We start from the raw sequence: 26,591 nt of genomic DNA, 5'->3' as shown, positions 1-26,591 counted from the left end.
CAGGCCGCACCATTCAGGCCAGCAACGTGGCGCGAAGTGTGAGATCAGACTGAACCTTATCCCTATGATCTATGCTACCCGAACTCGGGAAGCGGCGATCCGCTCGCGGATTCAACTCAATCCTCGCAATTGGAGCGCAAAATGACGAGTAACTTCGCGCCGGATGCAGCGACCCAGGTCGAGATCTATCGAAAGGTCGCGCTGCTCAAGGCGAATGACGAGCGCAGTCGAAAGGTCATCATGACCGGCCGGCTGGTCATGCCCTATTACAGCTATCGTGGGCAGGAGGTTATCCCGGCGGCAATGTCCGCCAATCTGACCGACGACGACTATCTTGTAACTATCTATCGAGGCATTCACGACATGCTCGCCAAGGGCCTGCCGCTGAAAGACCTCTGGGCCGAGATTGCGGGGCGCGTCGATGGCACCTGCAAGGGCAAGGGAGGCCCGATGCATCTCACCTATCCTAGCAAAGGCGTGATGGTCACCACGGGCATTGTCGGCTCCTCGATGCCGATCGCCAACGGCCTTGCCTGGGGATCGCAGCTTTCGGGCGACGGGCGCGTCGCGGTTGCCACCTTCGGCGACGGCGCGTCGAATATCGGCGCTTTCCATGAAAGCCTCAACCTGGCATCGGTCTGGAAGCTGCCGGTGATCTTCCTCTGCCAGAACAATCTCTATGGCGAGCATACGACCTATGAGAAGGCGACGTCGGCGAAGCGTATCGCCGACCGCGCGGTCGCCTATGACATGCCGGGCGTCCGCGTGAACGGCAACGATCCGATCGAGATGTACGCCGCGGCGCGCGAGGCCGTGGCACGCGCACGCGCCGGCGAGGGGCCGACGCTGATCGAGGCGATGACCTTCCGCTTCCACGGCCATGTCTTCGGTGATGCTGATAAGTATATGGACAAGGCGCAGAAGCAGGCGGCGATCGCCGCCGACCCGGCGCCTGCCTTCCGGGCGCGTCTGATCGCCGAGGGCATCGCCACTGAAGCGCAACTGGCCGACATGGAAGCTGCCATCGAGCGTGAGATCGACGAAGCCGTCGAGTTCGCGCTCGCCTCCCCTTTCCCCGACCTCGCCGAACTGACCCGCGACGTCTACGCCGAAGGAGTGGCGGCATGAACGATACGACGATCATTGCAAAGCCGGCCGTGGCCGAGACCAAGCCCATGACGATCCTCCAGGCGATCAATAGCGCGATCGCCGATGCCATGGCCGACGACGAGAAGGTCGTCGTGCTCGGCGAAGATGTCGCCGACCCGGAAGAGGGCGGCGTGTGCGGCGTGACGAAGGGGCTTTCCTCGCGCTTCGGCGACAAGCGTGTCCGTTCCACCCCGATCGCGGAACAGGCGATTATAGGGGCGGCGATCGGCGCGAGCCTCGTCGGCTGGAAGCCTGTAGCAGAAATCATGCTGATGAATTTCACGACGGTCGCGATGGACATGATCGTGAATCACGCGGCCAAGCTCCGCTTCATGTCAGGCGGGCAGACGCATGTTCCGATCGTGATCCGCACGATGACAGGCACAGGCTTCTCTTCCGGTGGCCAGCACTGCGATTATCTTGAGGCCTGGTTTGCGCACACGGCCGGGATGAAGGTGGTGGCACCTTCCAACGCGCAGGATGCCTATGGACTCATGCGCTCGGCGATCGACGACCCCGATCCCGTGCTGTTCATCGAGAACCTGCCAAATTACTGGTTGCCTTGCCCGCCACCCCAGCCGGGCCATCGCGTGCCGCTTGGCAAGGCGCGGATCGCGAAGGACGGCAGCGACGTCACCATCGTAAGCTACTCGCGTGTCCTCAACGAAGCGATGGCGGCTGTTGAGCAGATGGAGGCCGCCGGCGTTTCAGCCGAGATCATCGACCTGCGCACGATATCGCCTTGGGATCGCGATACCGTCCTGGCGTCGGTCGCCAAGACGGGACGGTGCCTGGTCGTTCATGAGGCAGTGACGCAGTTCGGGGTAGGCGCCGAGATCGCAGCAACGCTATCGAGCGAACTGTTCGGCCGGCTCAAGAAGCCGATCGCCCGCATGGGTGCACCTTATGCACCGGTTCCCTTTTCCAAGCCGCTGGAAACCGCCTATGCACCAGACGCGAAGCGGATCGCGGAAACCGCCATCAACCTTGCACGATAGGAACGATAGAATATGCCAACCGAAGTGCTCCTGCCTAAGCTTGGCTTCTCGATGAACGAGGGAACGCTTGCCGAGTGGCTCGTCGCTGATGGCGGCGAAGCAATCGAAGGTCAGCCGCTGTTCGCGCTCGAAAGCGACAAGTCGACCAACGAGGTCGAGAGCCCGGCCACCGGCACGCTCAAGATCCTGAAGGAAGCTGGCGAGCTTTACGAAGTCGGCACTGTGCTCGGCATCATCGAGTAGCGCGAACTTCACGCCAGCGCTTTTATGCGCTGCGAGGCAGCAGGCCCGGCGCGAGCACGTGCCGCTCCTGCCTGTCAGGTCAGGCGATTCAGCGAATCCGGGTCGAATGCCGGCAGCGGCGCGCCGGTGCGGGCCTTGGTGACCCACTGCGGATCGTGCAGGATCATGCGTCCGACCGATGCGACGTCGAACTCACCTGCCAGGAAACGCTTGAGCAGCATGCCGAGATTGTTGGACGCTTCGGCCGAGACGGAGGTCGTGTCGTACATGCCCTTGGTGACGCCGATGCCGCCCACGGCGCCGGTCAGCTTGCCGGTCAGCTTCTTGGCCCAGCCCGCCAGCGACAGTTCGTTCTCCTGCGGGAAGGCCGGCGTGTTGAAGAAGCGCACGCTGGCATCGAACAGGTCGACTCCGGCGTCGCTGATCGGGCCTAGGATCGCCTCCAGCTCGCCGGGGGTCTCGGCCAGCTTGGCGCGAAAATCCTGCTGCTTCCATTGTGAGAACCGGAAGATCAGTGGACGATCGGGGCCGATTGCCTCGCGGCAGGCCTTGACCACTTCCACAGCAAAGCGGGTGCGCGCTACAGCGTCGCCGCCCCAGGGGGCCGGGCGGTGGTTGGTTTCGGCCCAGAGGAACGCATCGATCAGATAGCCATGGGCGCCGTGCAGGGCGAGACCGTCGAAGCCGGCCGCGACAGCATCGCGCGCCGCCCGGCCGAAGCCCGCCACCACGTCCGCGATGTCCTCGTCGGTCGGTACCGGCATCTCCGCGGCCGATATGATCTTCGCCTTTTCGATATAGTAGTCCGCCGCCTTGGAGGGGTCCCCGTAGCGCCCCGAAGGAGAGAAGGCCGGAGTCACGCCATCGGGCATCCGCATCGGCCCCTGGTGCCACAGCTGCGGGAAGATGACTCCGCCGCGCGCGTGGACGGCATCGGCCACCCGCGCCCAGGCGTTCACCGTGCGCTCGCCCCTGAACAGCGGCAGATTGGCCTCGCCCAGTCCTGTATCGCCGGCTGCGGCGGGATGGTCCGTGCCGATCGCTTCGGTCAGGATCAGGCCGGTGCCGCCCTCGGCGCGCCGCGCATAGTAGCCCACCACATCGTCGCCGGGCAGGTTGTCCGGACAAAAGCTGCGCGTCATCGGCGACATCACGAAGCGGTTCGGCAAGGTCACGCCGCGGATAGTCAGCGGCTCCAATAGCGGCGCGAGGTCAGCGGGCGTGGTAAGGGTCGGGGCTGTGGTCACACTATCTCTTCCACTTTTGTATCAATGCCACCCTTGTCGGAGGGGTCGTTGCTGGCAAGGGTGCTTCGCGGCAATATCGCACCTGTGTTGACCGTGCGGTCTTCAAGAGCGTCGGCTGCATGGGCCAGCCAGTTTCCTGCGCAGCCTGCCCGGCTCAACAGCCTGGGGTTCCCTTGCGGGTCAGCGGTTGGCGTTCTGGCCGCCGTCCACCGGCAGGACGATGCCGGTGATCATCGCCGCCTCGGCCGAACACAGGAAGGTCACCGCAGCAGCGACTTCCTCCGGCTTGATGGGGCGCTTGATCAGGTGATCGGCGGCGAAGCCGACCTGCTCCTCGTGGCTGTACATCTGGCTGATGATCTTGGTCGCCACCAGGCCGGGCGCGACGCAGTTCACCCGGATGTTGTGCTGGGCATAGCCCCGCGCGGCGTGCGCGGTCATCTGAATGACCCCTGCCTTGGCTCCGGCATAGACGATGTCGGCCGCCTGCGTCGTGCTGATGGCTGACATCGACGCGGTATTGACGATCACGCCGCCCCCGCGCGCGCGCATCACCGGCAGTTCATACCGCAGGCCAAGGTAGCAGGACTTGAACGAGGTATCGACCGAGAACTGGTAATCGGCTTCGGTAAGGTCTTCCAGGGCCTTACCGGTTCCGCAGCCCACGTTGTTATGGGCGAAGTCGAGCGAGCCGAACCGGTCGAGCGTGGCCTGAATCAGGCGCTGGACCGCAGCGTCGTCGGTGGCATCACATTGCATCGCCTCGGCCTCGCCGCCAGCGGCGTGGATCATCGCGGCCGTCTCCTCGGCATCGGCGAGACTGATGTCGCAGACCATGACGCGCGCGCCCTTGGCGGCAAAGGCCTGGGCCGAAGCCCGGCCGATCCCTGCTCCCGATCCGCTGACCAGCGCGGTCTTGCCGCGGAATTGGGGCTCACTCATGGTTCATGCTCCTTGTAGGGTGGTCCAGTGCCGCTGCATCGGGATCGAGTCAGGCCAGCGCGCGCCGCATCTCTCCCGGTCATGTTTATGTCGGGAAATGTATCTCCAGATGAGGGACCGTGAACCCCTCACCGGTCTTTCGTCGTCAGATCAGTCAAACCATCGGGACTGCGATCCTTTGCGCAGATTTCGATAAGCCTGATCAAGCCATCGGCGCTAACGCCATGATCAGTGCGGCACGCGCGATGGATCTTGCGGGACTGCGGCGAAGGGTGTCCGGCTCAAGGCTGGCTGGTCAGCCCGGCAAGCACGTCCTTGTCGGTCCCCTCCCAGAACGGCGCCCAGGTGGGGAAGCTGCCCGGCAGGTCAGGCAGACGGGCGGCCCACCGGTCCCAGAGCTGGAAGGGGGTGTGGGGCCGCTCGAGCAGATCGGCAGAATACCAGTGCTTCTCCTGCCGGCGTTCGAAGTACCAGCTGCCATCGCGCCGGACGTAGCGGTCATAATAGATGATCGCCATGACGATCCACTTGTCGCCGTCCTCGTGCTCGGCCCGGCAGTAGGCCGTGCCGGTCGCAGTGTCGTCATCGATGAAGTCGATCACGTGGCCGCAGATCTGGTGGATCGACCGATAGAAGGTCTTCACGCTCGGGGCGATGAAGCCGCGCAGCACATCGCGGCCCTTTCCGCGCTTGCCGCAGTCCACGTCCTCCACGAACAGGTTCACCCAGCTGTCGATATCGCGCGAATCCACCGCGATCGCGTAGCGCGCGGGCAGTTCGGCAATGGCCTGCCGGGCTTCGCTTCGTTCGATCCGGCGAACAAGGTCTGAAAGATCCGTCATCGATGCTCCCCGGGTGAATGGCAGGCAGGGTAATGGCTGGCCGCCGCCGAGGGCAACACTTCCCCGCAACACAGGCTGACGATCATAGGGGCGATATGCGCTGGCATGAACCGCGCGCCGTCAGGAGCGGTGAAGCGGTCTGCGAAGCCGGCTTCGCGCTCGTCCAGCCGAGGGATGATCTCCGCCCGAACTCCGCAGCCTTGAGAACAAGCGGGCTGCATCTCTTGCCGGCCTCGTTGCCGTCATGCGAAAACGCATCGTCACCGCAAACGCCCGCTCAAGGCAGACCGTTGTTGGACGCGATCTCCCTCTTGCCCATCACGGATCCTAGCTCTTTGCCAGCACCGTCAGCGCTGCGGTGGTCATCGCCTCTACCGCGGTCGATATCACCGCTTCGGCGTCGGGCGCCCACAATGGGCTGTGAATCGACGGCAGCTTGCCGATGTCGCCGCCGGCGGCTTCCCACTTTTCCCTGGGCACGCCGCCTACCCAGAACAGCATCGACTGGATCGAGGTGTCGGCCAGGTAGAGTTCGCTGAAATCCTCGCCGCCCATCTGGGCACGCACCGGCTGCACCCGCTCCTTGCCGAAACGCGCGGTGAATATCTCGGCCATCCTGCTGGTGATTTCATGGGTGTTGAACGTGGCCGGCGTGCGCTGGTCCTGCAGTGTGACCACCGGAAGCTGGTCGTCGGCCATGCCGGCGGCGATGCCCTCGCCCCTGGCGATACGGGCTATGCCGTCGAGCAGATGCTGGCGCACCTCTGGTTTGTAGGATCGCACGGTGATCTGGAGCTTCGCTTCGGGCGGTATGATGTTGTGTTTGGTACCGGCCTGGAAGCTGCCGACCGTGACCACGCCCGATTCGAGCGGATCGGTCTCGCGCGAGATCAGCGTCTGCAGGGTCGTCACGATGCGCGCCGCCGTGACGATCGGATCCTTGGCAAGGTGCGGATAGGCGCCATGCCCGCCGACCCCCTTCACCACCACGTCGACCGAGTCGACGTTCGCCATGATATAGCCGTCGACATAGCCGATCGTCCCGGCCTTCAGCGACGCGGAGTCATGGAAGGCGATCACGGTGCCGGGCTTGGGGAAGCGGGTGTAAAGCCCGTCCTTGAGCATGGCGCGCGCGCCGGAGCCGATCTCCTCCGCTGGCTGGCCTATCATCACCAGCGTACCCGACCAGCGATCCTTCATCGCAGCCATGCGGCGGGCAATGCCGATCCAGCTGGTCATGTGGGTATCGTGGCCGCAGGCGTGCATCACCCCGGGGGTCTGGCTGGCATAGGGGAGGCCGGTCTGCTCGGTAACCGGCAGGGCGTCCATGTCCGCGCGCAGCAGCAGAACCGGTCCGGGCCCGTTTTTCATTACCGCGACGACGCCGGTGCCGCCAACGCCGGTCGTCACGGTGAAGCCAGCCTTCTTCGCCTCAACGGCCATGATCCCGGCACTGCGCCCTTCCTTGAAGCTCAGTTCGGGATGAATGTGGAGATCGCGATAGATGGCGATGAGGCTTGGCAAGTCCGCCGCCACTGCCTGGCCGAGCGGATCGGCACGACCTGGCGCTGCCGCAAGCGAAGCGCCCAGCGCGAGGAGGGGCAGTATGGCTTTCATGCTATCCTTTCGGGATCAGTTCGAGGATGTCGATCGTCGATTCCCAGCGGGGGTAGGGAAAGGCGACCCTCCAGCGCCGCGGACCGATCCGCTCGACAATCCCCGCCATGTCGCGTTCGGCATCCCGGCCGTAGGGCAGGGGTCGTGCCTCGTCGCCCAGCGTCATCGCGCCAAGGAAGATCATCCGCGAACCTTCGTCGGGGAAGATGTCGCCCACCGGACGCTGCGAGCCGTCGATCTTGGCAAGATGGATTCGCCCTTCCTCGGCGGTTATCCGGCAGGTGAACGGCGGATAGGCGACGAATTCGAGCATGCCCTGGGTCTGCGCACCCATCTTGACGACACGGCAGCTATAATCGCCGGGTGGCGTGACCGGATCGTCAAGCGCGAAATCGGGCTTGAGCAGCGCGCCCTGCGCCGCGATCTGCGCGCTCCTGCCGGCGGCCGTCGCCTTTTCGAGACCGGTGATCCAGGCGGAGCGCCACCGCGCCAGCCGCTCCCGATCGGTGGGCGTCACGATCGCATGCCAGTCATTGGGACGCGCCTTGGGCGCCTTGGTCTCGAGCGACTTGCCGCCGCAGCCCGCCAGCATCAGCAACACGGACAGGACCGGGGCGGCTCTCGAACGCAACAAGCGATCGTCTCCTCTCGCTCAAAGAAACGCAGCCTGCCCCGCCCCGCTACGCTTGGCAAGCGCTGCGGAAGTCGCGCTTAGCCTCCTATTGCGCAGTCCAGCCGCCATCGATCGACATATTGGCTCCAGTGATCGACGCCGCATCGTCTCGGCACAGAAAGAGCGCCATCGCCGCGACCTGCTCGACCGTGACGAACTGCTTGGTGGGCTGGCCGGCGAGCAGGACGTCGTTCATCACCTGCTCCTTGGTCATGCCGCGGGCTTTCATCGTGTCCGGAATCTGTTTTTCGACCAGCGGCGTCCAGACATAGCCGGGGCTGATGCAATTGGCGGTCACGCCGAAGGTCGCCGCCTCGAGGGCGATCGTCTTGGTCAGGCCGGCCAGGCCGTGCTTGGCGGTGACATAGGCCGACTTGAACGGTGAGGCGGTCAGCGAATGGGCCGAGGCCGTCTGGATGATTCGACCCCACTTCTTCGATTTCATCCATGGCAGCGCAAGCCGCGCGGTGTGGAAGGCGCTGGTCAGGTTGAGCGCGATGATCAGGTCCCATTTCTCGACCGGGAATTCCTCGATCGGCGCGACATGCTGGACGCCGGCGTTGTTGATCAGGATGTCCACCCCGCCGAACGCGGCGGCGGCCTCGGTCATCATCGCCTCGATCTGGTCGACGTTCGACAGATCATGTCCACTGTAGAGCGCGCGCGCGCCACTCACCGCCTCCAGCCCCTTGCGTTCCGCCTCGATGGCGGCCGCATCGCCGAAGCCGTTGATCACGACATTCGCGCCTTCGCCTGCGATCGCTTTGGCATAAGCAAGGCCGATTCCCGAGGTGGAGCCTGTTATCAGCGCAGTTTTGCCCTTCAGGAACATGGGTCTTTCTCCGTCGAGTTGATGGTCAGATGAGATCGAAGGCGGCGGTCTTGCCGTCATAGATGTTGCGGGCGATCAACCCCGACTTGGTCATCGTCTCGGCGATCGCCGCGCGGCCAGCGGCAATGTGATCCCGCATCGTGCGTTGCGAAAACTCATAGTCGCGCGAACCGCCTTCCCAGGCGTTGGCGCGGTAGATGAGCTGGACGAGGTTGAGGCTCGATTCGCGCGTGGCCGCCCGCAGTGCGATGACGTCGGGATCGTCGGCCATGTCGGCGGGCAGCTTGCCGAGCAGCTTTGCTACCCGCTGGTTTTCGCGGCGCGCGCGGACAAGCTGGTTCGAGATCTGGCGGGTGCGGCTGGAAAAGCGGATCTCCTTTTCGCGAGCCAGCACGTCGAGCATGGTCTTCGGCCGCTCGTCCTGCGCGGAGAACAGGTCCACCTGGAACACCAGCATGTCGGTTTGCTGGTGATCGACGATATGGCCGAGCGGGGTGTTCGATACGAGGCCGCCGTCCCACCACAGCTTGCCATCGATCTCGACCGGTGGAAGCCCTGGCGGCAGCGCACCCGAGGCCATGATGTGACGGGCGTCGATGCGCTCGGAGCGGTTGTCGAAATAGTGGAAGTTGCCGCTCTCTACCTCGACCGCGCCGACGGAAAGGCGCATCGGGCCATCGTTGAGCAGCTCCCAGTCGACCAGCTCGTCGAGCGTGGCGGCCAGCGGAGCGCTATCGTAGAAGCTCAACGCTTCGATCGAACCCGACGGTGCCAGCAGCGGCGGCAGCAATCGCGGCCGGAAAAAGCCGGGCACACCGAACATCGCCACCATCGCCGCCGCCGTCTGGTGCAGCGCCTCGCGGCCGAAATTGCCGTCGAGAACCGCCAGCGCCGGCAGCGCGCCCGTGATCCGGTCCCAGAAGGCGTGCAGCCGCTCGAGCCGGCGGCCGCGGGGATTTCCCGCGATGATCGCCGCGTTGACCGCGCCGATCGAAATGCCTGAGATCCAGTCGATCTCGATCTCCGCCGAGTCGAGCGCTTCAAACACCCCGACCTGGAATGCGCCCAGGGCACCGCCGCCCTGCAGCACCAGCGCCACCACATCGGGCAGTGGCATGCCGGTCGCGGAGCGCTTCACAGTTTCTGCATCGGCCATGGCGCTCTTGTGGGCCTGATGCTGCACCGCATCAAGAGCTAGCCGCGCTTTACATAGAGCGAAGTGGCGGACCAGCCAGCGTGTCGGAGAGATGGCCGCACACCCTCATGTGCTGTTGCATCGCCACCGCGCTGCGGGTAGAGGGGGCGCCCGGCGTGCGGGGCTGTAGCTCAGATGGGAGAGCGCTGCAATCGCACTGCAGAGGTCAGGGGTTCGATTCCCCTCAGCTCCACCACGCCGTTCCCTGTTGATATGCTGATATCATGATGACGGCCGGCCTGAATCGGCCAAGGATTCGGTCGGTTCGAACTTGGGCATGTTCCGGTGAGCATGGGTGTGGCAGGCTTGCGGCTGGACCTGATCGGGAGGGCAGCTGTCGCCCGGCGGCCGGCAAACATTGTTGGATCACGCCGAACCGGGGTCCATCAAGTGATAAACCCCGGCGGAGTGTTTGGTGACAAATCGCCGCAATCAGGCGAACCGCGGTTCCGGTAATTCCCTCAATCTGCGCTCATATTCGGCAGCCAGGGCGCTGTAGCTTCGGGCCGTATTCACATCCTGGGCCGCTTCGGCTTTCTCTGTTGCATGCCTCAACTTCTGCGAGAAGTAGGCTCGATCCATCTCGTCTAGCATCATCCCTCCTATAGGCTGCTTTGGCAGCTCACATCCGGCGACTAGGTGATTCGGGCGGCACCAGCAATTACCCATGTGAGTGCCTTCGGGTCCGCCATCCCCGCAGGCTGGCCACACTCTCGCGATCGCTCTTTGACCATGTTCTCGTTATGTTCAAGCATTATCGTCATGGGATCGCCGCATATGATCGCGGAGGCGGTGCAGCGAAGGGCTCGTCGTGCGTGCCCCTGATTTTAGGGAACAATTGATCAACTAGCAGAATTGGATTTCCGCGCCGCGCCGCTAATGTGTCAGCAGAGTACTGGCGGCCATTTGTCGGCCGCCGGTCTGGAAAAGTGGTGAGAGTGATGAGAACGCGGTTCACGGAGATGTTCGGAGTCGAGCATCCTATTGCGCAAGGCGGCATGCAGTGGGTGGGCACCGCGGAGCTCGTTTCCGCTGTCGCGAACGCCGGCGCCCTCGGCTTTCTGACGGCGCTGACCCAACCGACCCCCGAGGCGCTGGTGCGCGAGATCGCCCGGACGCGCGACATGACGGACAAGCCGTTCGGCGTTAACCTGACCATCCTGCCGTCGATCAACCCACCCCCTTATGACGAGTATCGCCGCGCGATCATCGAGAGCGGCATCAAGGCCGTCGAAACCGCCGGCTACAAGCCGCAGGAGCATGTCGATGCCTTCAAGGCGCACGGCGTCAAGGTGATCCACAAGTGCACGGCTGTCCGGCATGCACTGGCGGCCGAGCGCATGGGCGTCGACGCGGTGTCGATCGATGGCTTCGAATGCGCCGGCCATCCCGGCGAGGACGATATTCCGGGGCTGATCCTGATTCCTGCGGCGGCCGACAAGGTCAGGATTCCGATGCTGGCGTCGGGCGGGTTCGCCGATGGCCGCGGACTCGTTGCCGCCCTTGCGCTCGGCGCCGAAGGCATCAACATGGGCACGCGTTTCTGTGCGACCAAGGAAGCGCCGATCCACGACAACATCAAGCAGGCCATCGTGAACAACGACGAGCGGGCGACCGAGCTGCTGTTCCGCAGCTATCGCAACACCGCCCGCGTGGCGAAGAACGGCATCGCGCTCGAGGCGGTCCGAATCGAGCGCGAGGGCAATCCGTTCGAGGCGATCTCGCACCTGGTCAAGGGCGCGCGCGGGCGCGAGGGGTTGATCAAGGGAGATCCGGAACATGGTATCTGGACCGCCGGCATGGTGCAGGGCCTGATCCACGACATCCCTTCCGTTGCCGATCTGATCGCCACGATCGTCGGTGATGCCGAGCGCTTGATTGCAGGACGCCTCGCCGGGTTTGCGGCCACCATTGATCGGAGAGATACTCAACTGGCCTAATCGTGCGCGTGCCTGCGAAGATCAGCCGAGCAGACTGCCCACCGGGACATGGTCATAGCCGAGGTCGCGCGCGACGGCTTCGTAGGTAACCTGGCCCTCATGGACGTTGAGGCCTGCTGCGAGGTGCGGATTGGCCTTGAGCGCGGCCTTCCAGCCGAGATCGGCGATCCGCAGCGCGTGCGGCAGGGTCACGTTGTTCAGCGCATAGGTGCTGGTCCGAGCAACGGCACCCGGCATGTTGGCCACACAGTAATGAACGATCCCGTTTACGACATAGGTCGGTTCGGCATGGGTCGTGGCATGGCTGGTTTCGAAGCAGCCACCCTGGTCGATTGCGACATCGACGAGGACCGCGCCAGGCATCATGGTGCCGAGCATGTCGCGGGTCACCAGCTTGGGCGCAGAGGCGCCGGGAACCAGCACCGCACCGATCACCAGATCGGCCGCGGCCACTTCGGTGGCGAGCGCGGCGCGGCCCGAATAGAGCGTGCGCGCACGGCCTTCGAAATGGCTGTCGAGTCGTTCGAGAACGGCCGGATCACGGTCGAGAATGGTCACGTCGGCGCCGAGGCCGACGGCCATCTGCGCCGCGTTGAAGCCAACCACGCCGCCACCGATTACCACGACCTTTGCGGGAAGCACGCCGGGTACGCCGCCAAGGAGCACGCCGCGGCCGCCATTGGCCTTTTCGAGCGCGGTGGCGCCGGCCTGGATCGACATGCGGCCGGCAACCTGGCTCATGGGCTTGAGCAGCGGCAGCGAGTTATCCGCGCCGGTCACGGTCTCATAGGCGATTGCGGTGACGCCCGACTTGACCAGATCGGCAGTCTGCTCCGGATCGGGCGCGAGGTGGAGATAGGTGTAGAGGATCTGACCCTTGCGCAGCTGCGCACGCTCGATTGGTTGCGGTTCCTTGACCTTCACAACCATCTCGCATTCGGCGAAAATCTGGGCGGCTGTTGCCTTGATGAGCGCACCCGCGGCCGTGTAGTCGCTATCGGACGCGCCGATACCGTTGCCGGCGCCGGTTTCGACCCAAACCTCGTGGCCGTGGGCGATCAACTCGCGCGCACTCTCCGGCGTCAGGCCCACGCGATATTCGTGATTCTTGATTTCCTTGACAGTGCCCACGCGCATCGCGGTCTTCCTAACTCATTGATGCGCTAGTGTAGCTCGTTCTGACCGGGCGATCTTGCCAAAATCTGTAGCACTACCATAACATTTGATATTCTTTCCCGGATACTGCGGAATTCTGGAATGGATTACATGGACGAGCCCCGCCTTACGGGGCGACTCATGCCATCGGGTCCAGCGTGCCCAGCCAGGCCACCAGTCCGATGATGGCGATCGCGGCGCTCGTTTCGATGAGCAGCGACAGCCGCAGATGCGCTACCGCGCGCTGCGGTGCGCTGCTTTCCAGCGCGGGCGTCAGCCTCCAGCGATTTGCCGCGGCCAGCGCCAGCATCAGTCCGAACAACGCCAGCTTGGTGCCCAGCAGCCAGCCATAGCGGCTCCCGGTCAGCACCGGCAGCTGCGCCACGCCCACGATCATGGCAGCGTTGATTGCGCCGCTTACCACCAAAGTGGCGACGATCAGCGTCCCCATGAGCAACGCCAGGTCGATCATCAGCGCAAACCGCGCGCCGAGCAATGCCCCCTCCGCCATCCCGGCTTACTTCACGTCGAAGGTGTAGCCGCCTTCCATCCTGTGCTGGTCGGCGCCGACGATATGCCATTTGAGATCATAGCTGCCGGCAGGAAGGGCGCGAGGCAGGGTGATGGTCATCGTCTTGCCTTCGATGCTGGTCTTGAAACCCTTGATCGGCATCGCCGCGTGGTCGGCCATCCCCGGCATAGAGGTCATGGTGAGATCGACGCCGCTCATCGGCGCGAGGAATGTCTCGGAGAAAGTCAGCGTCAACTTGGTCGGCTTGGCGATCACGGCATTGGCGGCCGGGTTCGACGAGAGGAGTTTGGCGTGCGCGCTGGCGATGCCGGGCATGGCCACTGCGATAGCGGCGGCGGTGATCAGAAAAGTGCGGGTCATCGGTGATCTCCATTCGGGGTGATTCTGGAGGATTACGCATGGACTTGCCCAAACCCTTGCCTGTGCGTCGAACTTTTCCGGTCTGTTGGGCAAGGGGTGGATGCATCGTCATGCGTATGCGATCGTGACGATGGAGATTATACGATGACCGATCTGGACCGGATGCTGGGCGCGATGCGGACGATGCCGACCGATGCCCGGCTTGAACATATCGAAGGCGCCGTGATCGAAGGTCTCGCACATCGCCGCGACCAGCTGATCGCCCGGCGCAGCATGATGCTGGCGGCCCTGCTGGCGATCGGCGTAGGCTGGGCGGGCAGTATCGTGCCCGTATCCCCGGCGCAGGCCGCGTCGCTGCCGATTGGCATGTCGGACTATGCGCCCTCGCTCTTGCTCGGCCAATGAGTCCCGGGCGCTATATTCTCGTCGCCGTGACGGCCTTTGCGGCAGCGCTCGCTGCGGTGCTCGTCGCGCGCACGTGGCTGGCGCCCGCGCCGCGTGTCGAAAGCCAGGTGCACGCCTTGCTGCACCAGCGGCTGAAGCTCGACCCTGCACAGGAGCAGCGCATCCATCAACTGGAGGCCGCTTTCGCCAAGCGCCGCGAGGCACTGGAGGCGGAAATGCGCGTCGACAATGAGCGGCTAGCGAAAGCGATCACCGCCGAACATGGCTATGGCCCGCAGGTTGGCGCGGCTGTCGATCGTTCGCACCATGTCATGGGGCAACTGCAAAAGGAGACGCTTCAGCATATCTTCACGATGCGTGGAGTGCTGCGGCCCGACCAGGCGGCGGAGTTTGATGCAGCCATCGTCAAGGCGCTGACGCAGCCGGCCCGGTGAGTGAAGCCGAGCCCGAGGATAGCGTGCTCGCTGCCCGCGCGCTGGAAGGGCAGCAATCCGCCTATGGCATATTGATGCGGCGTCACCGCGACGCGGTCTGGCGGCTTGCGCGGGGCCATGTCGGTGACCCGGATGAAGCGCTCGACATCACGCAAGAGACCTTCGTCGCCGCTTTCGCCGCGCTCGCGCGCTACGATCCGACGCGTCCATTTCACGTCTGGATCGCCCGGATCGCGCTCAACAAATGTCGCGACTGGGCCCGGCGCAGGGCGGTGAGGCGCTTCTTCACCTTTGCCAGGCCCATCGACGACGCGCTCGATCTTGCCGATTCCGGCGCATCGCCAGAAGAGGCGCTACACTCGCAGAGGGATCTGGCCCGGATCCACGCCGCGGTCGCCGCGCTGCCGGCTGCGCTCAAGGATGTCCTTCTCCTTCGCACGGTGGAAGCGATGAGCCAGGCAGATACCGCGCTAGTCCTGAAAATCACTGAAAAGTCGGTCGAAACCCGGCTATCTCGCGCCCGCGCCAAGCTTGCGGATATTTTAAGGGATTGAACATCCTCCCGCGTATGAGCAGGCATGAACCAATTTGCCGTCGATCGCCGAACCTTCTTCAAGAGCGCCGCCGCCCTTACGCTTGCTCAGGCTTTCCCTGCCTGGGCGCGAAGCGGAACCGCCGGACTCCATCCAGCGCCCGGGGTTCTTTCGGGCGAGACGATCGCGCTGACGGTAGGCGAAAGCCATTTCGGCACGGGCGGGCGATCGGGCCATGCAATCACCATCAACGGCACGATCCCCGCACCGCTTATCCGACTCAAGCAAGGGCAGACCGTTCGTCTCGCGGTAACCAACAATCTGAAGGAGGATACGTCGATCCACTGGCACGGCCTGATCGTCCCGTTTCAGATGGATGGCGTTCCTGGCATCAGTTTCCCTGGAATCCGGCCCGGTGAGACCTTCTCTTATGAGTTTCCCATTCGCCAGTCCGGCACTTACTGGTACCACAGCCATTCGGGTATGCAGGAGGCCATGGGTCATTATGGCCCGATCGTCATAGATCCCGCCGGTCCGGATCCGGTCCATAGCGACCGCGAGCATGTGATTGTCCTTTCAGACTGGTCGCCGGTCCACCCCCATATGCTCCTGACGCGCCTGAAGCAGATGGGCGGCTATTATAATATGCGGCGCCAAACGCTCTCCGATCTGCTGAAGGGCGAAGGCCAGAGTCTGAAGGAGCGGATGGAGTGGGGCGCGATGCGCATGGATCCCACCGATATTTCCGATGTCACCGGGTCGACATACAGCTTCCTGGTGAATGGCCATGGCACGGCGGAAAACTGGACTGGTCTGTTCGTGCCGGGAGAACGCGTCCGCCTGCGTATCATCAATGCCTCGGCGATGACCAATTTCAACATTCGCCTGCCCGGTCTGCCGATGACCGTGGTCCAGTGCGACGGTCAGCACGTCCAGCCGGTGGAGACGGACGAGTTCCAGATCGGCATTGCCGAAACCTACGACGTGATCGTCCAGCCGGTGGACGCGGCCCCCCATGCGTTGATTGCCGAAGCCATCGACCGGTCGGGGCTGGTTCGCGCAACGCTCGCGCCGGAGATTGGCATGGTCGCCTCGATTCCTGAATTGCGGAAGCGCCCACTGCTGACCATGAAGGACATGGGCATGGACATGTCCGACATGGACATGGGCCAGGGGGGCGTCATCGACCTCAGCAAGCCCGCCAATTCCAGCATGGCCGGCCACAGCATGAAGATGCTCGATCCGTCCGCGGCGCCGCATGTATCAGTGGGGCCAGGCGTAGCGACCCTGGCGCCGATGCCGGCCGACCGCACTGGTGACCGCCCGACAGGGCTGGAGCATGTCGACCATAGGGTGCTTACCTATTCCGACCTGCGGGCGCTCGAGCCCAATGACGACACGCGCGCACCGACCCGCTCGCTCGACATCCACCTGACGGCCAACATGGAGCGCTATATGTGGTCGTTCGACGGCGTGAAGCTGTCGGACGGCGCGGAACCGATCGCCTTTCGTCATATGGAGCGAGTCCGCGTTACCCTTATCAACGACACCATGATGCCGCATCCCATTCACATTCATGGCCATTTCTTTCAGTTGCTGACCGGTGAGGATGCCGCACACAACCCCCGAAAGCATAGCGTGAACGTCCTGCCGGGCGGCAAGATCAGCTTCGACCTGACTGCCGATGCGCTCGGCGACTGGGCGTTCCATTGCCATATGCTGATGCACATGCACGCCGGGATGATGCGGATCGTCACCGTCCGCCATGACGGAGCAGCAGCATGACGCGCGGAATGATCGAAGCTGTCGCGTTACTGTTCGCAAGCACGGCCGCGCCCGCGTTCGCGCAAATGGACCATAGTCAGATGGAGCATGGCGCGCATGAGACGCCGCCGGCGCAGGCGATGCCCGCGCAGGATCGGCCAGCCGATCCCCATGCCGGCCATGTTGCGCCTGTAACCAGCAATATCGTTCCGCAGGGCGTGGCTCCGCCGATCCCGACCGACCATGCCGCCGAAGCCTTTTATGACGCCGCCGCCATGGCGCGCGCCCGCTCGGCGATGACCAGGGAGAGCGGCGGCATGAGCTTTTCGGAGCTGATGCTGGAGCGTTTCGAATATCGTGCGCGAAAGGGGCGGGACGGCTATAATTGGGAAGGCGAAGGCTGGATCGGCGGCGACATCAACCGTCTGGCCATCAGGTCGGAAGGTGAAGGGGACGTCGGCGGCACGCTGGAGAGCGTGGAAGTGCAGGCGCTGTACAGCCGCGCGATCGACCCTTGGTGGAACCTCGTCGGCGGCATCCGGCAGGATTTTCGTCCCCGACCCCAGCGCACCTACGCTACGATCGGCATCGAAGGTCTCGCTCCTTACTGGTTCGGGCTCGAAGCGAAGGCCTTTTTGTCCGAGAAGGGGGACGTGCATCTGCGACTGGAGGGAAGCTATGATCAACGCATCTTCCAGCGGCTGATCCTCCAACCCGCCGCCGAAATCAACGTCGCCGCCCAGGACGTCCCGGCACTCGGCATCGGTTCGGGATTTTCCGACTTCGAGCTGGGGCTTCGCCTGCGATACGAGTTCGCCCGCGAATTTGCGCCCTATGTGGGCGTCAATTGGGAACGCAAGCTGGGCGACGGCGCCCGCTACGCCCGCGCCGCAGGGGAGGGGCCATCGTCCACCAGCCTCGTCATGGGCGCGCGCTTCTGGTTTTAGCCCTCGCGGCACAAGCGGACAAGGCCGGCGTTGTTGACCAGGATATCGATCCGATCGATGACCGGCGCGAGGTCCGCAATGCTGCCGGTCAGGTCCCATCGATCGGACATCGTCATTGCGCCGTCGTACCGCCGTCTAGCACCAGTTCCGCGCCGGTCATATATCGCGATTGGTCGCCCGCCAGGAACAGGATCGCGTCGGCAATCTCCGATGCCTCACCGATCCGGCCTAGCGGCACGTCAGCGAGAAGTTTCTCGGCGATCTTCGGATCGGCATAAGCCGGCGCGGAGAGCGGCGTAGCGATATGGCCCGGGTGGATCGAATTGGCGCGCACCCCGTTGCCGAGTGCCGCGCATTCGAGCGCCGTCGCCTTGGTGAATAGACGGACGCCGCCCTTCGCTGCGCAATAGGAACCGGTATTGGCCGCGGCGACGATGCCGCGGATCGACGACATGTTGACGATCGCGCCGCGTCCCGATGCTGCCAGCAGCGGTAGCAGATATTTGGTCGCGAGGAACACGCTGTCGAGATTGACCGCGAGGATCGACCGCCATTGATCGAGCGATGTATCGGCGATCGACTTGAAGCTGCCATAACCGGCATTGTTGACGAGGATGTCGAGCCGGCCGTGATCGTCCGCGATCCGCTTCGCCACCACGATCCACGCGGCTTCGTCGGTCACGTCGAAGGGAAACGCTGCGTGCAATCCCGCACCCAGGCCCTGCAGCGCGGCTTGAAGCCCTTCGGCATTGCGATCGGCCAGCAGCACGGTCGCACCTTGGGCGGCGAAAAGCTGCGCCGTCGCCAGCCCGATGCCCGAAGCAGCGCCGGTGATCAGCGCGACGCGGCCTGCGAAATCTGGCATAAAGCTCCTTCTCTGCGGCGATCCATCGCCGGTTCGCGACAGACTCGAATAGCCGACAGATTACTCGACCGGCTGGTCGGTCGTCAAATCTCCTTGTGGTCAATTGACCTCTTCGGGAGAGCCGAATAGCGTGGTCGCCCGACCGAGCGGTCTAATGAAATGAGAGGAATGTGGATGCCCCTGACTGGCGCAAATCCCCTGCTGGCGGCCGGGCGTCTCTGCCACGATGCGCCAAAGACGGTGGCCGGCTATCGACGTTTCCGATCGGTGATCGACAGCGACGGCGCCATCCCGGCGCGGATCAAGCGGCTGTTCGTGGCCTGTGCGGCAACGGTGAAAAGCTATGAGGAGATGGCGCTGCGTGAGCTGACGGGCGCCCGCGATGCCGGCCTGAGCGAGGGGGAGGCGGGTGCTGCGATCGCGATCCTCGCCAGCGTGCGCGGCGAGGGCGCCGCTTTGCGCTATCGCGGCCTGTTTCTGCAGGCCTATCCGGACGCTGCGGAGCCCGATCAGGCCGAAGACGATCTGAGCGTCGCGCCCGGTGAGGCCGAGGCGAATTTCCTAGCCTATTTCGGGTCGATGCCGCCGTCACTCGGCAAATTGCTCGAGCTGGTGCCGATTGGGGCGGACGCTTATTATCTGATGCGCGAAGGAACATTATCGGGCACCGCGCTCGGCAAGGCCAATGCGGAGCTGCTGCTCGTCACGGTGTTGACGGCTGATTACAGTAGCTGGGCCAATGTGCACATGACCGGTGCCCGCAAGGCCGGCGCGAGCGAGGCGGCGATAGCGGAAGCGGTCCTCTGCGCGGTTCCGACCAGCGGGCTCTCCGCCTGGGTGGTGGGCGCGACGGCCATGGACGCCTGAGTTTTGTCATCACCTGCATCTCCTGCTTGCGTCGTCAGCATCGGCGGGGCATCGTCGAACGCATCCGACCGGGCGGTCGAGAGAGATAGAATGGACCGGGCATGGTGCGAACACCGATCAAGAAACGACCGACCACCGAAGCACATGACGAAAAGCGCGCCGAGATCATCCAGCATTGCGCAGCGTTGTTCGACAAAGTGGGATATCATAAGGCGTCGATGCAGATGCTCGCCGACGAAGTCGGCCTCGGCAAGCCGACTCTCTACCATTATTTTCCCAGCAAGGACGCCATCCTCTATGCCATCCACGACCGGCATATCGGCGCGTTGCTCGATGGCTTGGCCAGCAGTGGCGAGGAAGAAGGCGATCCCCGCAGCCAGCTGCGTTCGGCGTGCATCGACATCCTGCGCCAGATAGCCGATCACCCCGGCTATGTCCGCGCCTTCATGGATCATTATGGCGATCTGGAAGGTAAGATGCGCGTTCAGATCCGCGCCCGGCGGAACGATTATTTCGATCGGCTGCGGGCGATCATCATCAGCGGCGTCGAGCGCGGCCAGTTTCGCGACTGCGATCCGATGCTGACCGCATATGCCTTTCTCGGCATGTGCAACTGGGCTTATAAATGGTATCCGCCATTGGCCAGCAAGCAGACGCCCGAAGAGGTTGCAGATGCGCTTTGCCGCCCGTTCTTCGATGGGCTCTGCCTCACGCCGGCGGACTAGGGTCCAGATCCATAACTTATGAGGCCGTGATGGTGCGAAAGCGGGATGAGACGCGAGGAGGACGGCCGAAGGCGTGGCGGCGCCACGTCGAGATCGTTCGACGCTGCGGATCGCCCGCTTCCGCGCCACCCGAAGGACAAGGGGAAAGAGCGCCCGCGGCTGCGTTGCGCGCTTGTCGGATAGCGCTGCTATCCGCCTGCGCTTGCGCCTTGCCACGAGCCCTCTTCCCCTTGTCACGACCTCATAAGTTATGAGTCTGGACCCTAAGGAGGATTGATGGCCGCCATAGTGAACCAGGCGGCGCTCGATCCCCTCCGGATCACCGATTTCGCGCATATCCGTTCGGCTGCCGAGGCGTTACGCGACACCGTCGCAAGGCTCTGCGGCCTGCGCACCGCCATCTGCCACAATATCGCAGTGCAGGAGCCGATGCGCGATGCCGATGGCGCGGTACTGGCCGGCGACGTCTTCGGTTTTACCGATGCGGAGGCGCGCTGGTGGCAATTTCCCCAATTCGCGTTGTCATCTCCCTTGGCAAACGCATGCCGGGTGGAAAGCGAACCCTTCTGGTGCAATGCTAGCGGCTTCCACCCGCGGACACCCAACCCGCTGCTCGATGCCCTCGATCTTGTGGACTTTCGCCAACGGGCGCTGACCAGCGCCGCGATCGTGGTGCCGGTTCATCTGCCTTTCGGGCAGATCGGAGCCTCCAGCTTCCTGTCGCCCGATCCGGCGGAGGAGGATCTTTCGGCGCCGTTCGCGGCCCATGCCGAGGCGCTGGCGCTTTGCGCCCGCACCTTCATCCAGAGCTATGTGAAAGTCACCGAACGCCGCCGCTCCACCCTGTCGGGCGCAGCGCTCAGCAAGCGCGAGGTCGAATGTCTGCGGTGGGCGGCAGCGGGCAAGACCAATGACGAGATCGGCATCATATTGGGGCTGCAGCGGACGACGGTGCGCTTCCACATCCGCGCCGCCTCACGCAAGCTCGACGCAGTCAATCGCGATCAGACCCTGTTCAAGGCGGCGCAGCTCGGCTTCCTGGGCATGATGCGCTGACGCTTTGGTCAGAAGCCGGGGCAGGCCGGCCCACCTAAGATGACGGGCAGGAGAGAGTGCTCATGCCCGACCTTGTTGCCCCGATCGCGGAACGCCTTTTCAACTTTGATGCCGATGGCGAACCGCTGCTGCTTGGCGGCCGCGACCGCGAGACGGGGCGCATCACCTTTCCGGCGCCGGCCGACGAAGAGCGGTTTGAGATTGTGCCGCTGCCGCGCACCGGCCGCTTATGGTCGTGGACCGTACAGCGTTTCCGCCCGAAGTCGCCACCTTATGCCGGACCGGAGGCGTTCGAGCCTTATGCCGTCGGCTATGTCCAGCTCGGCGATACGATCATCGTCGAAGCGCGGTTGACCGGCATCGCCTTCGATGCGCTGCGCATCGACCTGCCGATGCGACTCGTCACCGAAAGTTTCGCGCTCGCGACTGGCGAACAGCGGACGACCTATGCCTTCACCCGCGAGAGCGATCGATGAGCGACGTCTTCATCGTCGGCGCCGGCATCCACCCGTTCGGCCGCACGCCCGGTCGCAGCGGCATGCAGCAGGGCGTCTATGCCGTGCGCGCGGCGCTCGCCGCCAGCGGGCTCGCATGGCGAGACATCCAGTTCGCGTTCGGGGGATCGGATTCGGCCGGCAATGCCGACACAATGGTCGCCGAACTCGGTCTGACCGGGCTCCAGTTCGTCAATGTCGCCAATGGCTGCGCGACCGGCGGCTCGGCGATGTTCGGCGCCTATTCGACGATCAAATCGGGCGAGTTCGACCTGGGCATCGCGATCGGCTTCGACAAGCATCCGCGCGGCGCCTTCGATCCCAAGCCGGCCGATTGGGGACTGCCCGACTGGTATGGCGACACCGGCCTGATGCTGACGACGCAATTCTTCGCGATGAAGATCCAGCGTTATATGGCGGCCCATGGCATCTCGCGGGAAACACTTGCCGCGGTCGCCGAGAAAGCCTTCGCCAATGGTGCGCTGGCTGATCATGCCTGGCGGCGCGAGCCGGTCGATGCCGCGACGATCCTTGCGTCGCAGATGGTCAGCGATCCGCTCACCAAATTCATGTTCTGCTCGCCCGCCGAGGGCGCGGTGGCGTTGATCTTCGCCAGCGAAAAGCGCGCTCGGGCGCTCGGGCTGCCCGGGGTGCGGCTGCGCGCGGCCGCGGTGCGCAGCCGGCCCGCGGGCTCGTTCGAAGTGTTCTCGCCATCGCTCGACGTCGAGCGTGGCCGATCACCGACAATCCTGGCGTCGCAGGCGGCGTTCGAGATGGCGGGTGTCGGGCCGGATGAGATCGGCGTCGCCCAGCTCCAGGATACCGAAGTGGGTGCCGAGATCATGCATATCGCCGAAAACGGCTTTTGCACCGATGGCGAGCAGGAGGCGTGGATCGCCGAAGGTCGCACCCGGATCGGCGGCCGCCTGCCGGTCAATACTGATGGCGGCTGCCTTGCCTGCGGCGAGCCGATCGGGGCATCGGGCCTGCGCCAAGTCTATGAGAATTTCATGCAGCTGCGCGGTGCCGCCGGCGCGCGCCAGGTGCCGGGCGAGCCGCGTATCGGCTATAGTCATGTCTATGGCGCGCCGGGGGTTTCGGCCGTTGCGATCGTCGAGCGCTGAGCATGGATCTTGCGTTGACTCCCGCGCAGGCCGCGTTCCGCGATGAGGTTCGCGCGTTCCTCGGCGAGGCGCTGCCCGATCATCTGCGGCGTGGCGCCGGCCTCACCTCGGGCGTGTTCGCCGAGCCCGATATCGCGCGCGAATGGCAGGCGATCCTCGAGGCGCAGGGCTGGCTCGTCTATCATTGGCCGCGCGCGGCGGGCGGCCCCGGCTGGACCCCGATCCAGCGCTGGATCTTCGAGAAGGAATGCGCCGAGGCCGGCACGCCGGTTCTCCCGTTCATGGGCCTGAAGCTGATCGGGCCGGTGCTCTGCCACTTCGGCACCGAGGCGCAGAAAGCCGAATATCTGCCCAAATTGCGCAGCGGCGAGCATTTCTGGGCGCAGGGCTTCTCCGAGCCCGGCTCCGGATCGGATCTGGCCAGCCTGCGCACCCGCGCGGTGCGCGACGGCGACGTTTATGTCGTCACCGGGCAGAAGATCTGGACGACGCAGGCGCAGTTCGCCAATCGGCTGTTCTGCCTCGTCCGCACCGATCCCGAAGCCAAGCCGCAGCGCGGCATATCCTTCCTGCTGATTGACATGGCCAGCCCCGGCGTGACGGTGCGACCAATCCTCAGCGCCTCGGGCGATCATGAACTCAACGAGGTGTTTCTCGACGATGCCCGCGTGCCGGTCGCCAATCGTGTCGGCGATGAAGGGCAGGGCTGGACGATCGCTAAATTCCTGCTCGACAATGAACGCGGCGGTTCCGCCTTCGGCCCGCAACTCGTCGCCGACCTTGCCCGGCTGCGCGCTGCTGCCGGAGCGTTCGAGGGTGAACTCGCGCCGCGCGCGACCCGGCTCGCGCTGGAGGCCGAGGCGCTGGAGATGACCGAGCTGCGCACCCTGATCGAAGTTGAAGCGGGCCTCCAGCCTGGGCCGCGCAGCCTCATCACCAAGCTGGTCGCATCCGAGATACGCCAGGGGATCGACGAACTCGCGGTCGACGCGTTCGGGCTGGCGGCCTTGCAGCTTCCGGTCGAGCGGCCCTTTTATCGATCCGACATGCCGGCGCCGGTCGGCTCTCCCGATGCCCGGATCGCCGCGGCGCGCTACCTCAACAGCCGCGCCTGGTCGATCTTTGGCGGCACCAGCGAAATACAGCTCACCGTCATCGCCAAGCAGGCCGTTGGCTTGTGATGCCCTACAAGAGGATCTGATCGATGCCCGAAGCCTATATCGTCTCCGCCCGCCGCACCGCCGGCGGTCGCCGCAATGGCCGGCTGGCCGGCTGGCACCCCGCCGATCTCGGCGCGGCCGTGCTCGATGCGTTGGTCGCGGAGAGCGGCGTCGATCCGGCGGCGATCGACGATGTCATCATCGGCTGCGTCAGCCAGGTCGGCGAGCAATGTTTCGCCTTCGGCCGCAACATCGTGCTGGCATCGAGCCTGCCCGACAGCGTCCCCGCGGTGACGATCGATCGCCAGTGCGGTTCTTCGCAACAGGCGCTGCATTTCGCCGCACAGGCGGTGATGTCGGGCACGCAGGATCTGGTCATCGCCGGCGGCGTCGAGAGCATGTCGCGCGTCTTCATGGGATCGCCGCTGACCCTGGCGGCGCAGGCCGGCATGGGCGAGGGCCCGTTCGCCAAGAGCATCCAGCAACGCTATGGCGTCCCGGAATTCAGCCAGTTTTACGGTGCCCAGGTGATCGCCGACAAATATGGCTTCGATCGCGAGACGATGGACCGCTTCGCGCTCGACAGCCACCAGAAGGCCGCCGCGGCGATCGCCGCCGGCGCCTTTGCCAGTGAGATCGTGCCGATCCCGGTCACCACCGCTGCCGGCGAGAAGATTGTCCATGATCGCGACGAGGGCGTGCGCGTTGAATCGACCATGGAATCGATCGGCTCGGTCAAGCTGCTGAGCGAGGGCGGCACGCTGAGCGCCGCCACCGCCAGTCAGATCTGCGACGGCGCGAGCGGCGTGCTGGTCGCGTCGGCGGCGGCGGTGAAGGCGCATGGGCTCACCCCGATCGCCCGGGTGGTGAACCTTACCGTCACCGCCGGCGATCCGGTCATCATGCTCGAAGAGCCGATCCCTGCGACCCGCCGTGCTCTGGCGCGGGCCGGCATGACGCTCGACGACATCGACCTGTTCGAGGTCAACGAGGCGTTCGCATCGATCCCGCTCGCATGGCTCAAGGCGCTGGATGCCGATCCGGCCAGGCTCAACGTCAATGGCGGCGCCATCGCGCTTGGCCACCCGCTCGGCGCGACCGGCACCAAGCTGATGGCGACTCTGGTTCACGCGCTGCACGCGCGGGGCAAACGCTATGGTTTGCAGACGATGTGCGAGGGCGGCGGCATTTCCAACGTCACGATCGTCGAGCGGCTCTGACGATGGATCTGGAGCCGAGCGAGGAGCAGGCGATGCTCCGCGATATGGTTCGCCGTTTTCTTGAGCGCCGTCAGGACATGGCCAGCATGGGGCGCGGGCCGATATCGAACGAGGATTGGTGGGCATTGGCCGACCTCGGGCTGTTCGCTTTCCTCCTGTCCGAACGAGCGGGTGGCACGGGCGGGCGGTCGCAGGATGCGGCCATCGTGGCGGAGGAACTGGGTCGCGCCATGGCGATCACGCCGCTTGCCGAGAGCGTCTTGCTTTGCGCTGCTTTGATCGGGCGCTGCGGTACGGCAGAGCAGATCGCGCAATGGGTGCAACCGGTGGTGCAGGGCGAAGCGATACTTGCTTATGCCGCGGGCGATGGCTTGCGGCATGAAGGCGCCAGCCTCCACGGACAGGCGCATATCGTGCGCTATGGCATGGACGCGAGCGCCTTCGTCATCGCCTTGCCGAAGCGGCAAGGGGCGGTCCTGATGTCCGCTGAGGCAGCCGGGCTCAGCCGCACGCCCGTCCGCCTTGCCGACGGCACTATCGCCGCCGAGCTTCGGTTCGACAGCGTCGCCGTAGAGGCGCTTGATGTGACCGCGGCCGATCTCGACGCGGCGATTACGGATGCCGAACTGGCGACGATCGCCGAGATGGTGGGCACGATGACGACTCTGTACGGGCAAACCGTCGAATATGTGCAACAACGGCGGCAGTTCGGGGCGCCGATCGGCAGCTTCCAGGTGGTCCAGCACCGCGTTGCGCGCCTGTTCGTCATCCTTGAGCAGGCGCGCTCGATGATGCTCAAGGCGGCGCTGGTCGAGGACGGTGATCGGGCTCGCACGGTCACCGCCGCCAAAGCGTATGTCGCCGACGCGGCGCTGCGGCTGGCGCAGGATGCGACCCAGCTGCACGGCGGAATAGGTGTGACCGATGAACTGCCGATCGGCCGGGGCCATCGCCGGCTGCTCGTCCTGTCGCATCTGTTCGGCGGGGCCCTGGCGGCGCGGGCCAGGCTGGCAGCCTGAGCCTTAGGCTGTATCGACATTCAGAGGATTCCCAAGTGGTGGGATGTCTGATTCATGGGTTTCCGCGATTGCGGAGGCATCATGGGGATCAAGCGATACGAGTTAAGCGAGGCGCAGTGGCGTCGGATCGAGCCGATGCTTCCGGGCAAGGTCAGTGATCCTGGGCGGACGGCGCAAGATAATCGCTTGTTTATCAATGGAGTATTGTGGGTCTTGCGTTCTGGTGCGCGCTGGTCCGACCTGCCCGAGCGCT

Annotated in this window: 30 protein-coding genes and 1 tRNA gene; 19 read left to right on the top strand and 12 right to left on the bottom strand. The window is 64.5% G+C overall.

What is annotated here, in order from left to right:
- Window positions 1-141 precede the first annotated feature (141 nt).
- Genes AC1DPF_RS05875 through AC1DPF_RS05865 form a run of 3 tightly spaced genes read left to right on the top strand, consistent with a single transcriptional unit; the run spans window position 142 to window position 2,390 of the window.
- A complete protein-coding gene (locus AC1DPF_RS05875; protein WP_477960210.1) occupies window positions 142-1,128 on the top strand; it encodes a thiamine pyrophosphate-dependent dehydrogenase E1 component subunit alpha in 987 nt (328 codons plus the stop codon).
- The gene (locus AC1DPF_RS05870; protein ID WP_477960208.1) at window positions 1,125-2,147 is read left to right on the top strand and encodes an alpha-ketoacid dehydrogenase subunit beta; all 1,023 of its coding nucleotides are present in this window, start codon (window positions 1,125-1,127) and stop codon (window positions 2,145-2,147) included. Before AC1DPF_RS05875 ends, AC1DPF_RS05870 begins: the two co-directional genes overlap by 4 nt.
- A gap of 12 nt (window positions 2,148-2,159) precedes the next feature.
- Window positions 2,160-2,390: a biotin/lipoyl-containing protein gene (locus tag AC1DPF_RS05865; protein ID WP_477868713.1), complete on the top strand. Its 231-nt coding sequence runs from the start codon at window positions 2,160-2,162 to the stop codon at window positions 2,388-2,390.
- 74 nt (window positions 2,391-2,464) lie between these two features.
- Here the strand turns inward: AC1DPF_RS05865 and AC1DPF_RS05860 are convergent, their stop codons facing one another.
- The 8 genes from AC1DPF_RS05860 to AC1DPF_RS05825 all read right to left on the bottom strand — a co-directional run bounded on the left by AC1DPF_RS05860 (window position 2,465) and on the right by AC1DPF_RS05825 (window position 9,699).
- On the bottom strand, window positions 2,465-3,637 hold the full coding sequence (locus AC1DPF_RS05860; RefSeq protein WP_477868715.1) for an oxidoreductase: 1,173 nt from the start codon (window positions 3,635-3,637) through the stop codon (window positions 2,465-2,467).
- Window positions 3,634-3,795 carry a hypothetical protein gene (locus AC1DPF_RS05855; protein ID WP_477868717.1) on the bottom strand — a complete coding sequence of 54 codons (162 nt, stop codon included), beginning with the start codon at window positions 3,793-3,795 and terminating at the stop codon, window positions 3,634-3,636. The genes AC1DPF_RS05860 and AC1DPF_RS05855 overlap by 4 nt, the downstream gene beginning before the upstream one ends.
- Before the next feature lie 22 nt (window positions 3,796-3,817).
- A complete protein-coding gene (locus AC1DPF_RS05850) occupies window positions 3,818-4,579 on the bottom strand; it encodes an SDR family NAD(P)-dependent oxidoreductase (protein WP_477960206.1) in 762 nt (253 codons plus the stop codon).
- 281 nt (window positions 4,580-4,860) lie between these two features.
- A complete protein-coding gene (locus AC1DPF_RS05845) occupies window positions 4,861-5,421 on the bottom strand; it encodes a nuclear transport factor 2 family protein (RefSeq protein WP_477868721.1) in 561 nt (186 codons plus the stop codon).
- Between the two features lie 327 nt (window positions 5,422-5,748).
- Entirely contained in the window at window positions 5,749-7,038 is a 1,290-nt protein-coding gene (locus AC1DPF_RS05840; protein ID WP_477868723.1) for an amidohydrolase, read from the bottom strand.
- Window position 7,039: 1 nt separating this feature from the next.
- Window positions 7,040-7,672, bottom strand: a complete 633-nt coding sequence (locus tag AC1DPF_RS05835; RefSeq protein WP_477868725.1) for a DUF4893 domain-containing protein — start codon at window positions 7,670-7,672, stop codon at window positions 7,040-7,042.
- An 85-nt stretch (window positions 7,673-7,757) separates the two neighbouring features.
- Window positions 7,758-8,543 carry a 3-hydroxybutyrate dehydrogenase gene (locus AC1DPF_RS05830; RefSeq protein ID WP_477960204.1) on the bottom strand — a complete coding sequence of 262 codons (786 nt, stop codon included), beginning with the start codon at window positions 8,541-8,543 and terminating at the stop codon, window positions 7,758-7,760.
- 25 nt (window positions 8,544-8,568) lie between these two features.
- Entirely contained in the window at window positions 8,569-9,699 is a 1,131-nt protein-coding gene (locus tag AC1DPF_RS05825; protein ID WP_477960202.1) for a patatin-like phospholipase family protein, read from the bottom strand.
- Window positions 9,700-9,858: 159 nt separating this feature from the next.
- Between AC1DPF_RS05825 and AC1DPF_RS05820 the strand changes: the two genes are divergently transcribed.
- Both AC1DPF_RS05820 and AC1DPF_RS05815 read left to right on the top strand, forming a co-directional pair.
- A tRNA-Ala gene (locus AC1DPF_RS05820) sits at window positions 9,859-9,934 on the top strand.
- A gap of 745 nt (window positions 9,935-10,679) precedes the next feature.
- Window positions 10,680-11,678 (top strand): NAD(P)H-dependent flavin oxidoreductase, encoded by a 999-nt coding sequence (locus AC1DPF_RS05815; protein WP_477868731.1) that lies wholly within the window; start codon window positions 10,680-10,682, stop codon window positions 11,676-11,678.
- 21 nt (window positions 11,679-11,699) lie between these two features.
- Here the strand turns inward: AC1DPF_RS05815 and ald are convergent, their stop codons facing one another.
- From ald to copC, 3 genes are all read right to left on the bottom strand, one after another.
- A complete protein-coding gene (ald, locus tag AC1DPF_RS05810; RefSeq protein ID WP_477868733.1) occupies window positions 11,700-12,815 on the bottom strand; it encodes an alanine dehydrogenase in 1,116 nt (371 codons plus the stop codon).
- Window positions 12,816-12,972: 157 nt separating this feature from the next.
- Window positions 12,973-13,344, bottom strand: coding sequence for a CopD family protein (locus AC1DPF_RS05805; RefSeq protein ID WP_477868735.1), 372 nt, complete (start codon window positions 13,342-13,344; stop codon window positions 12,973-12,975).
- A gap of 6 nt (window positions 13,345-13,350) precedes the next feature.
- Window positions 13,351-13,725 carry a copper homeostasis periplasmic binding protein CopC gene (gene copC / locus AC1DPF_RS05800; RefSeq protein WP_477868737.1) on the bottom strand — a complete coding sequence of 125 codons (375 nt, stop codon included), beginning with the start codon at window positions 13,723-13,725 and terminating at the stop codon, window positions 13,351-13,353.
- Window positions 13,726-13,869: 144 nt separating this feature from the next.
- On the opposite strand from copC, the gene AC1DPF_RS05795 reads away from it, so the two are divergent.
- Genes AC1DPF_RS05795 through AC1DPF_RS05775 form a run of 5 tightly spaced genes read left to right on the top strand, consistent with a single transcriptional unit; the run spans window position 13,870 to window position 17,808 of the window.
- Window positions 13,870-14,130 (top strand): hypothetical protein, encoded by a 261-nt coding sequence (locus tag AC1DPF_RS05795; protein WP_477868739.1) that lies wholly within the window; start codon window positions 13,870-13,872, stop codon window positions 14,128-14,130.
- Window positions 14,127-14,564: a periplasmic heavy metal sensor gene (locus tag AC1DPF_RS05790; RefSeq protein ID WP_477868741.1), complete on the top strand. Its 438-nt coding sequence runs from the start codon at window positions 14,127-14,129 to the stop codon at window positions 14,562-14,564. The genes AC1DPF_RS05795 and AC1DPF_RS05790 overlap by 4 nt, the downstream gene beginning before the upstream one ends.
- Complete coding sequence (locus AC1DPF_RS05785) at window positions 14,561-15,118, top strand: RNA polymerase sigma factor (RefSeq protein ID WP_477868743.1); 558 nt, start codon at window positions 14,561-14,563, stop codon at window positions 15,116-15,118. Before AC1DPF_RS05790 ends, AC1DPF_RS05785 begins: the two co-directional genes overlap by 4 nt.
- A gap of 24 nt (window positions 15,119-15,142) precedes the next feature.
- The gene (locus AC1DPF_RS05780; RefSeq protein ID WP_477868745.1) at window positions 15,143-16,882 is read left to right on the top strand and encodes a copper resistance system multicopper oxidase; all 1,740 of its coding nucleotides are present in this window, start codon (window positions 15,143-15,145) and stop codon (window positions 16,880-16,882) included.
- Window positions 16,879-17,808, top strand: coding sequence for a copper resistance protein B (locus AC1DPF_RS05775; RefSeq protein WP_477868747.1), 930 nt, complete (start codon window positions 16,879-16,881; stop codon window positions 17,806-17,808). Before AC1DPF_RS05780 ends, AC1DPF_RS05775 begins: the two co-directional genes overlap by 4 nt.
- 112 nt (window positions 17,809-17,920) lie before the next feature.
- On the opposite strand, the gene AC1DPF_RS05770 is transcribed toward AC1DPF_RS05775, so the two are convergent.
- Complete coding sequence (locus tag AC1DPF_RS05770) at window positions 17,921-18,673, bottom strand: SDR family NAD(P)-dependent oxidoreductase (RefSeq protein WP_477868749.1); 753 nt, start codon at window positions 18,671-18,673, stop codon at window positions 17,921-17,923.
- A 174-nt stretch (window positions 18,674-18,847) separates the two neighbouring features.
- On the opposite strand from AC1DPF_RS05770, the gene AC1DPF_RS05765 reads away from it, so the two are divergent.
- From AC1DPF_RS05765 to AC1DPF_RS05725, 9 genes are all read left to right on the top strand, one after another.
- Window positions 18,848-19,540 (top strand): carboxymuconolactone decarboxylase family protein, encoded by a 693-nt coding sequence (locus AC1DPF_RS05765; RefSeq protein WP_477868751.1) that lies wholly within the window; start codon window positions 18,848-18,850, stop codon window positions 19,538-19,540.
- 101 nt (window positions 19,541-19,641) lie between these two features.
- Entirely contained in the window at window positions 19,642-20,265 is a 624-nt protein-coding gene (locus tag AC1DPF_RS05760; RefSeq protein WP_477868753.1) for a TetR/AcrR family transcriptional regulator, read from the top strand.
- A 276-nt stretch (window positions 20,266-20,541) separates the two neighbouring features.
- Window positions 20,542-21,321: a helix-turn-helix transcriptional regulator gene (locus AC1DPF_RS05755; protein ID WP_477868755.1), complete on the top strand. Its 780-nt coding sequence runs from the start codon at window positions 20,542-20,544 to the stop codon at window positions 21,319-21,321.
- Between the two features lie 62 nt (window positions 21,322-21,383).
- Window positions 21,384-21,797: a Zn-ribbon domain-containing OB-fold protein gene (locus tag AC1DPF_RS05750; protein ID WP_477868757.1), complete on the top strand. Its 414-nt coding sequence runs from the start codon at window positions 21,384-21,386 to the stop codon at window positions 21,795-21,797.
- On the top strand, window positions 21,794-22,939 hold the full coding sequence (locus AC1DPF_RS05745) for a thiolase family protein (protein WP_477960199.1): 1,146 nt from the start codon (window positions 21,794-21,796) through the stop codon (window positions 22,937-22,939). Before AC1DPF_RS05750 ends, AC1DPF_RS05745 begins: the two co-directional genes overlap by 4 nt.
- 2 nt (window positions 22,940-22,941) lie before the next feature.
- Window positions 22,942-24,120 carry an acyl-CoA dehydrogenase family protein gene (locus AC1DPF_RS05740; RefSeq protein WP_477868761.1) on the top strand — a complete coding sequence of 393 codons (1,179 nt, stop codon included), beginning with the start codon at window positions 22,942-22,944 and terminating at the stop codon, window positions 24,118-24,120.
- A 23-nt stretch (window positions 24,121-24,143) separates the two neighbouring features.
- On the top strand, window positions 24,144-25,319 hold the full coding sequence (locus tag AC1DPF_RS05735) for an acetyl-CoA C-acetyltransferase (protein WP_477960197.1): 1,176 nt from the start codon (window positions 24,144-24,146) through the stop codon (window positions 25,317-25,319).
- A gap of 2 nt (window positions 25,320-25,321) precedes the next feature.
- On the top strand, window positions 25,322-26,338 hold the full coding sequence (locus AC1DPF_RS05730) for an acyl-CoA dehydrogenase family protein (protein ID WP_477960195.1): 1,017 nt from the start codon (window positions 25,322-25,324) through the stop codon (window positions 26,336-26,338).
- 87 nt (window positions 26,339-26,425) lie between these two features.
- Window positions 26,426-26,591: transposase (locus AC1DPF_RS05725; protein WP_477960394.1), on the top strand; the 166-nt coding region annotated here is incomplete at its 3' end.

The sequence above is a fragment of the Rhizorhabdus sp. P4_G6 genome (assembly GCF_056401045.1).
This window is presented reverse-complemented; position numbering and strand designations above follow the sequence as displayed.

Excerpts from the sequence above, each read along its gene's own strand:
- AC1DPF_RS05770 (WP_477868749.1), bottom strand. The coding sequence starts at position 18,673 with ATGCCAGATTTCGCAGGCCGCGTCGCGCTGATCACCGGCGCTGCTTCG.
- AC1DPF_RS05830 (WP_477960204.1), bottom strand. The coding sequence starts at position 8,543 with ATGTTCCTGAAGGGCAAAACTGCGCTGATAACAGGCTCCACCTCGGGA.
- AC1DPF_RS05870 (WP_477960208.1), top strand. The coding sequence starts at position 1,125 with ATGAACGATACGACGATCATTGCAAAGCCGGCCGTGGCCGAGACCAAG.
- ald (WP_477868733.1), bottom strand. The coding sequence starts at position 12,815 with ATGCGCGTGGGCACTGTCAAGGAAATCAAGAATCACGAATATCGCGTG.
- AC1DPF_RS05875 (WP_477960210.1), top strand. The coding sequence starts at position 142 with ATGACGAGTAACTTCGCGCCGGATGCAGCGACCCAGGTCGAGATCTAT.
- AC1DPF_RS05760 (WP_477868753.1), top strand. The coding sequence starts at position 19,642 with ATGGTGCGAACACCGATCAAGAAACGACCGACCACCGAAGCACATGAC.
- AC1DPF_RS05730 (WP_477960195.1), top strand. The coding sequence starts at position 25,322 with ATGGATCTGGAGCCGAGCGAGGAGCAGGCGATGCTCCGCGATATGGTT.
- AC1DPF_RS05850 (WP_477960206.1), bottom strand. The coding sequence starts at position 4,579 with ATGAGTGAGCCCCAATTCCGCGGCAAGACCGCGCTGGTCAGCGGATCG.
- AC1DPF_RS05740 (WP_477868761.1), top strand. The coding sequence starts at position 22,942 with ATGGATCTTGCGTTGACTCCCGCGCAGGCCGCGTTCCGCGATGAGGTT.
- AC1DPF_RS05755 (WP_477868755.1), top strand. The coding sequence starts at position 20,542 with ATGGCCGCCATAGTGAACCAGGCGGCGCTCGATCCCCTCCGGATCACC.
- AC1DPF_RS05750 (WP_477868757.1), top strand. The coding sequence starts at position 21,384 with ATGCCCGACCTTGTTGCCCCGATCGCGGAACGCCTTTTCAACTTTGAT.
- AC1DPF_RS05775 (WP_477868747.1), top strand. The coding sequence starts at position 16,879 with ATGACGCGCGGAATGATCGAAGCTGTCGCGTTACTGTTCGCAAGCACG.
- AC1DPF_RS05825 (WP_477960202.1), bottom strand. The coding sequence starts at position 9,699 with ATGGCCGATGCAGAAACTGTGAAGCGCTCCGCGACCGGCATGCCACTG.
- copC (WP_477868737.1), bottom strand. The coding sequence starts at position 13,725 with ATGACCCGCACTTTTCTGATCACCGCCGCCGCTATCGCAGTGGCCATG.
- AC1DPF_RS05780 (WP_477868745.1), top strand. The coding sequence starts at position 15,143 with ATGAACCAATTTGCCGTCGATCGCCGAACCTTCTTCAAGAGCGCCGCC.
- AC1DPF_RS05815 (WP_477868731.1), top strand. The coding sequence starts at position 10,680 with ATGAGAACGCGGTTCACGGAGATGTTCGGAGTCGAGCATCCTATTGCG.
- AC1DPF_RS05805 (WP_477868735.1), bottom strand. The coding sequence starts at position 13,344 with ATGGCGGAGGGGGCATTGCTCGGCGCGCGGTTTGCGCTGATGATCGAC.
- AC1DPF_RS05845 (WP_477868721.1), bottom strand. The coding sequence starts at position 5,421 with ATGACGGATCTTTCAGACCTTGTTCGCCGGATCGAACGAAGCGAAGCC.
- AC1DPF_RS05765 (WP_477868751.1), top strand. The coding sequence starts at position 18,848 with ATGCCCCTGACTGGCGCAAATCCCCTGCTGGCGGCCGGGCGTCTCTGC.
- AC1DPF_RS05735 (WP_477960197.1), top strand. The coding sequence starts at position 24,144 with ATGCCCGAAGCCTATATCGTCTCCGCCCGCCGCACCGCCGGCGGTCGC.
- AC1DPF_RS05840 (WP_477868723.1), bottom strand. The coding sequence starts at position 7,038 with ATGAAAGCCATACTGCCCCTCCTCGCGCTGGGCGCTTCGCTTGCGGCA.
- AC1DPF_RS05795 (WP_477868739.1), top strand. The coding sequence starts at position 13,870 with ATGACCGATCTGGACCGGATGCTGGGCGCGATGCGGACGATGCCGACC.
- AC1DPF_RS05865 (WP_477868713.1), top strand. The coding sequence starts at position 2,160 with ATGCCAACCGAAGTGCTCCTGCCTAAGCTTGGCTTCTCGATGAACGAG.
- AC1DPF_RS05790 (WP_477868741.1), top strand. The coding sequence starts at position 14,127 with ATGAGTCCCGGGCGCTATATTCTCGTCGCCGTGACGGCCTTTGCGGCA.
- AC1DPF_RS05745 (WP_477960199.1), top strand. The coding sequence starts at position 21,794 with ATGAGCGACGTCTTCATCGTCGGCGCCGGCATCCACCCGTTCGGCCGC.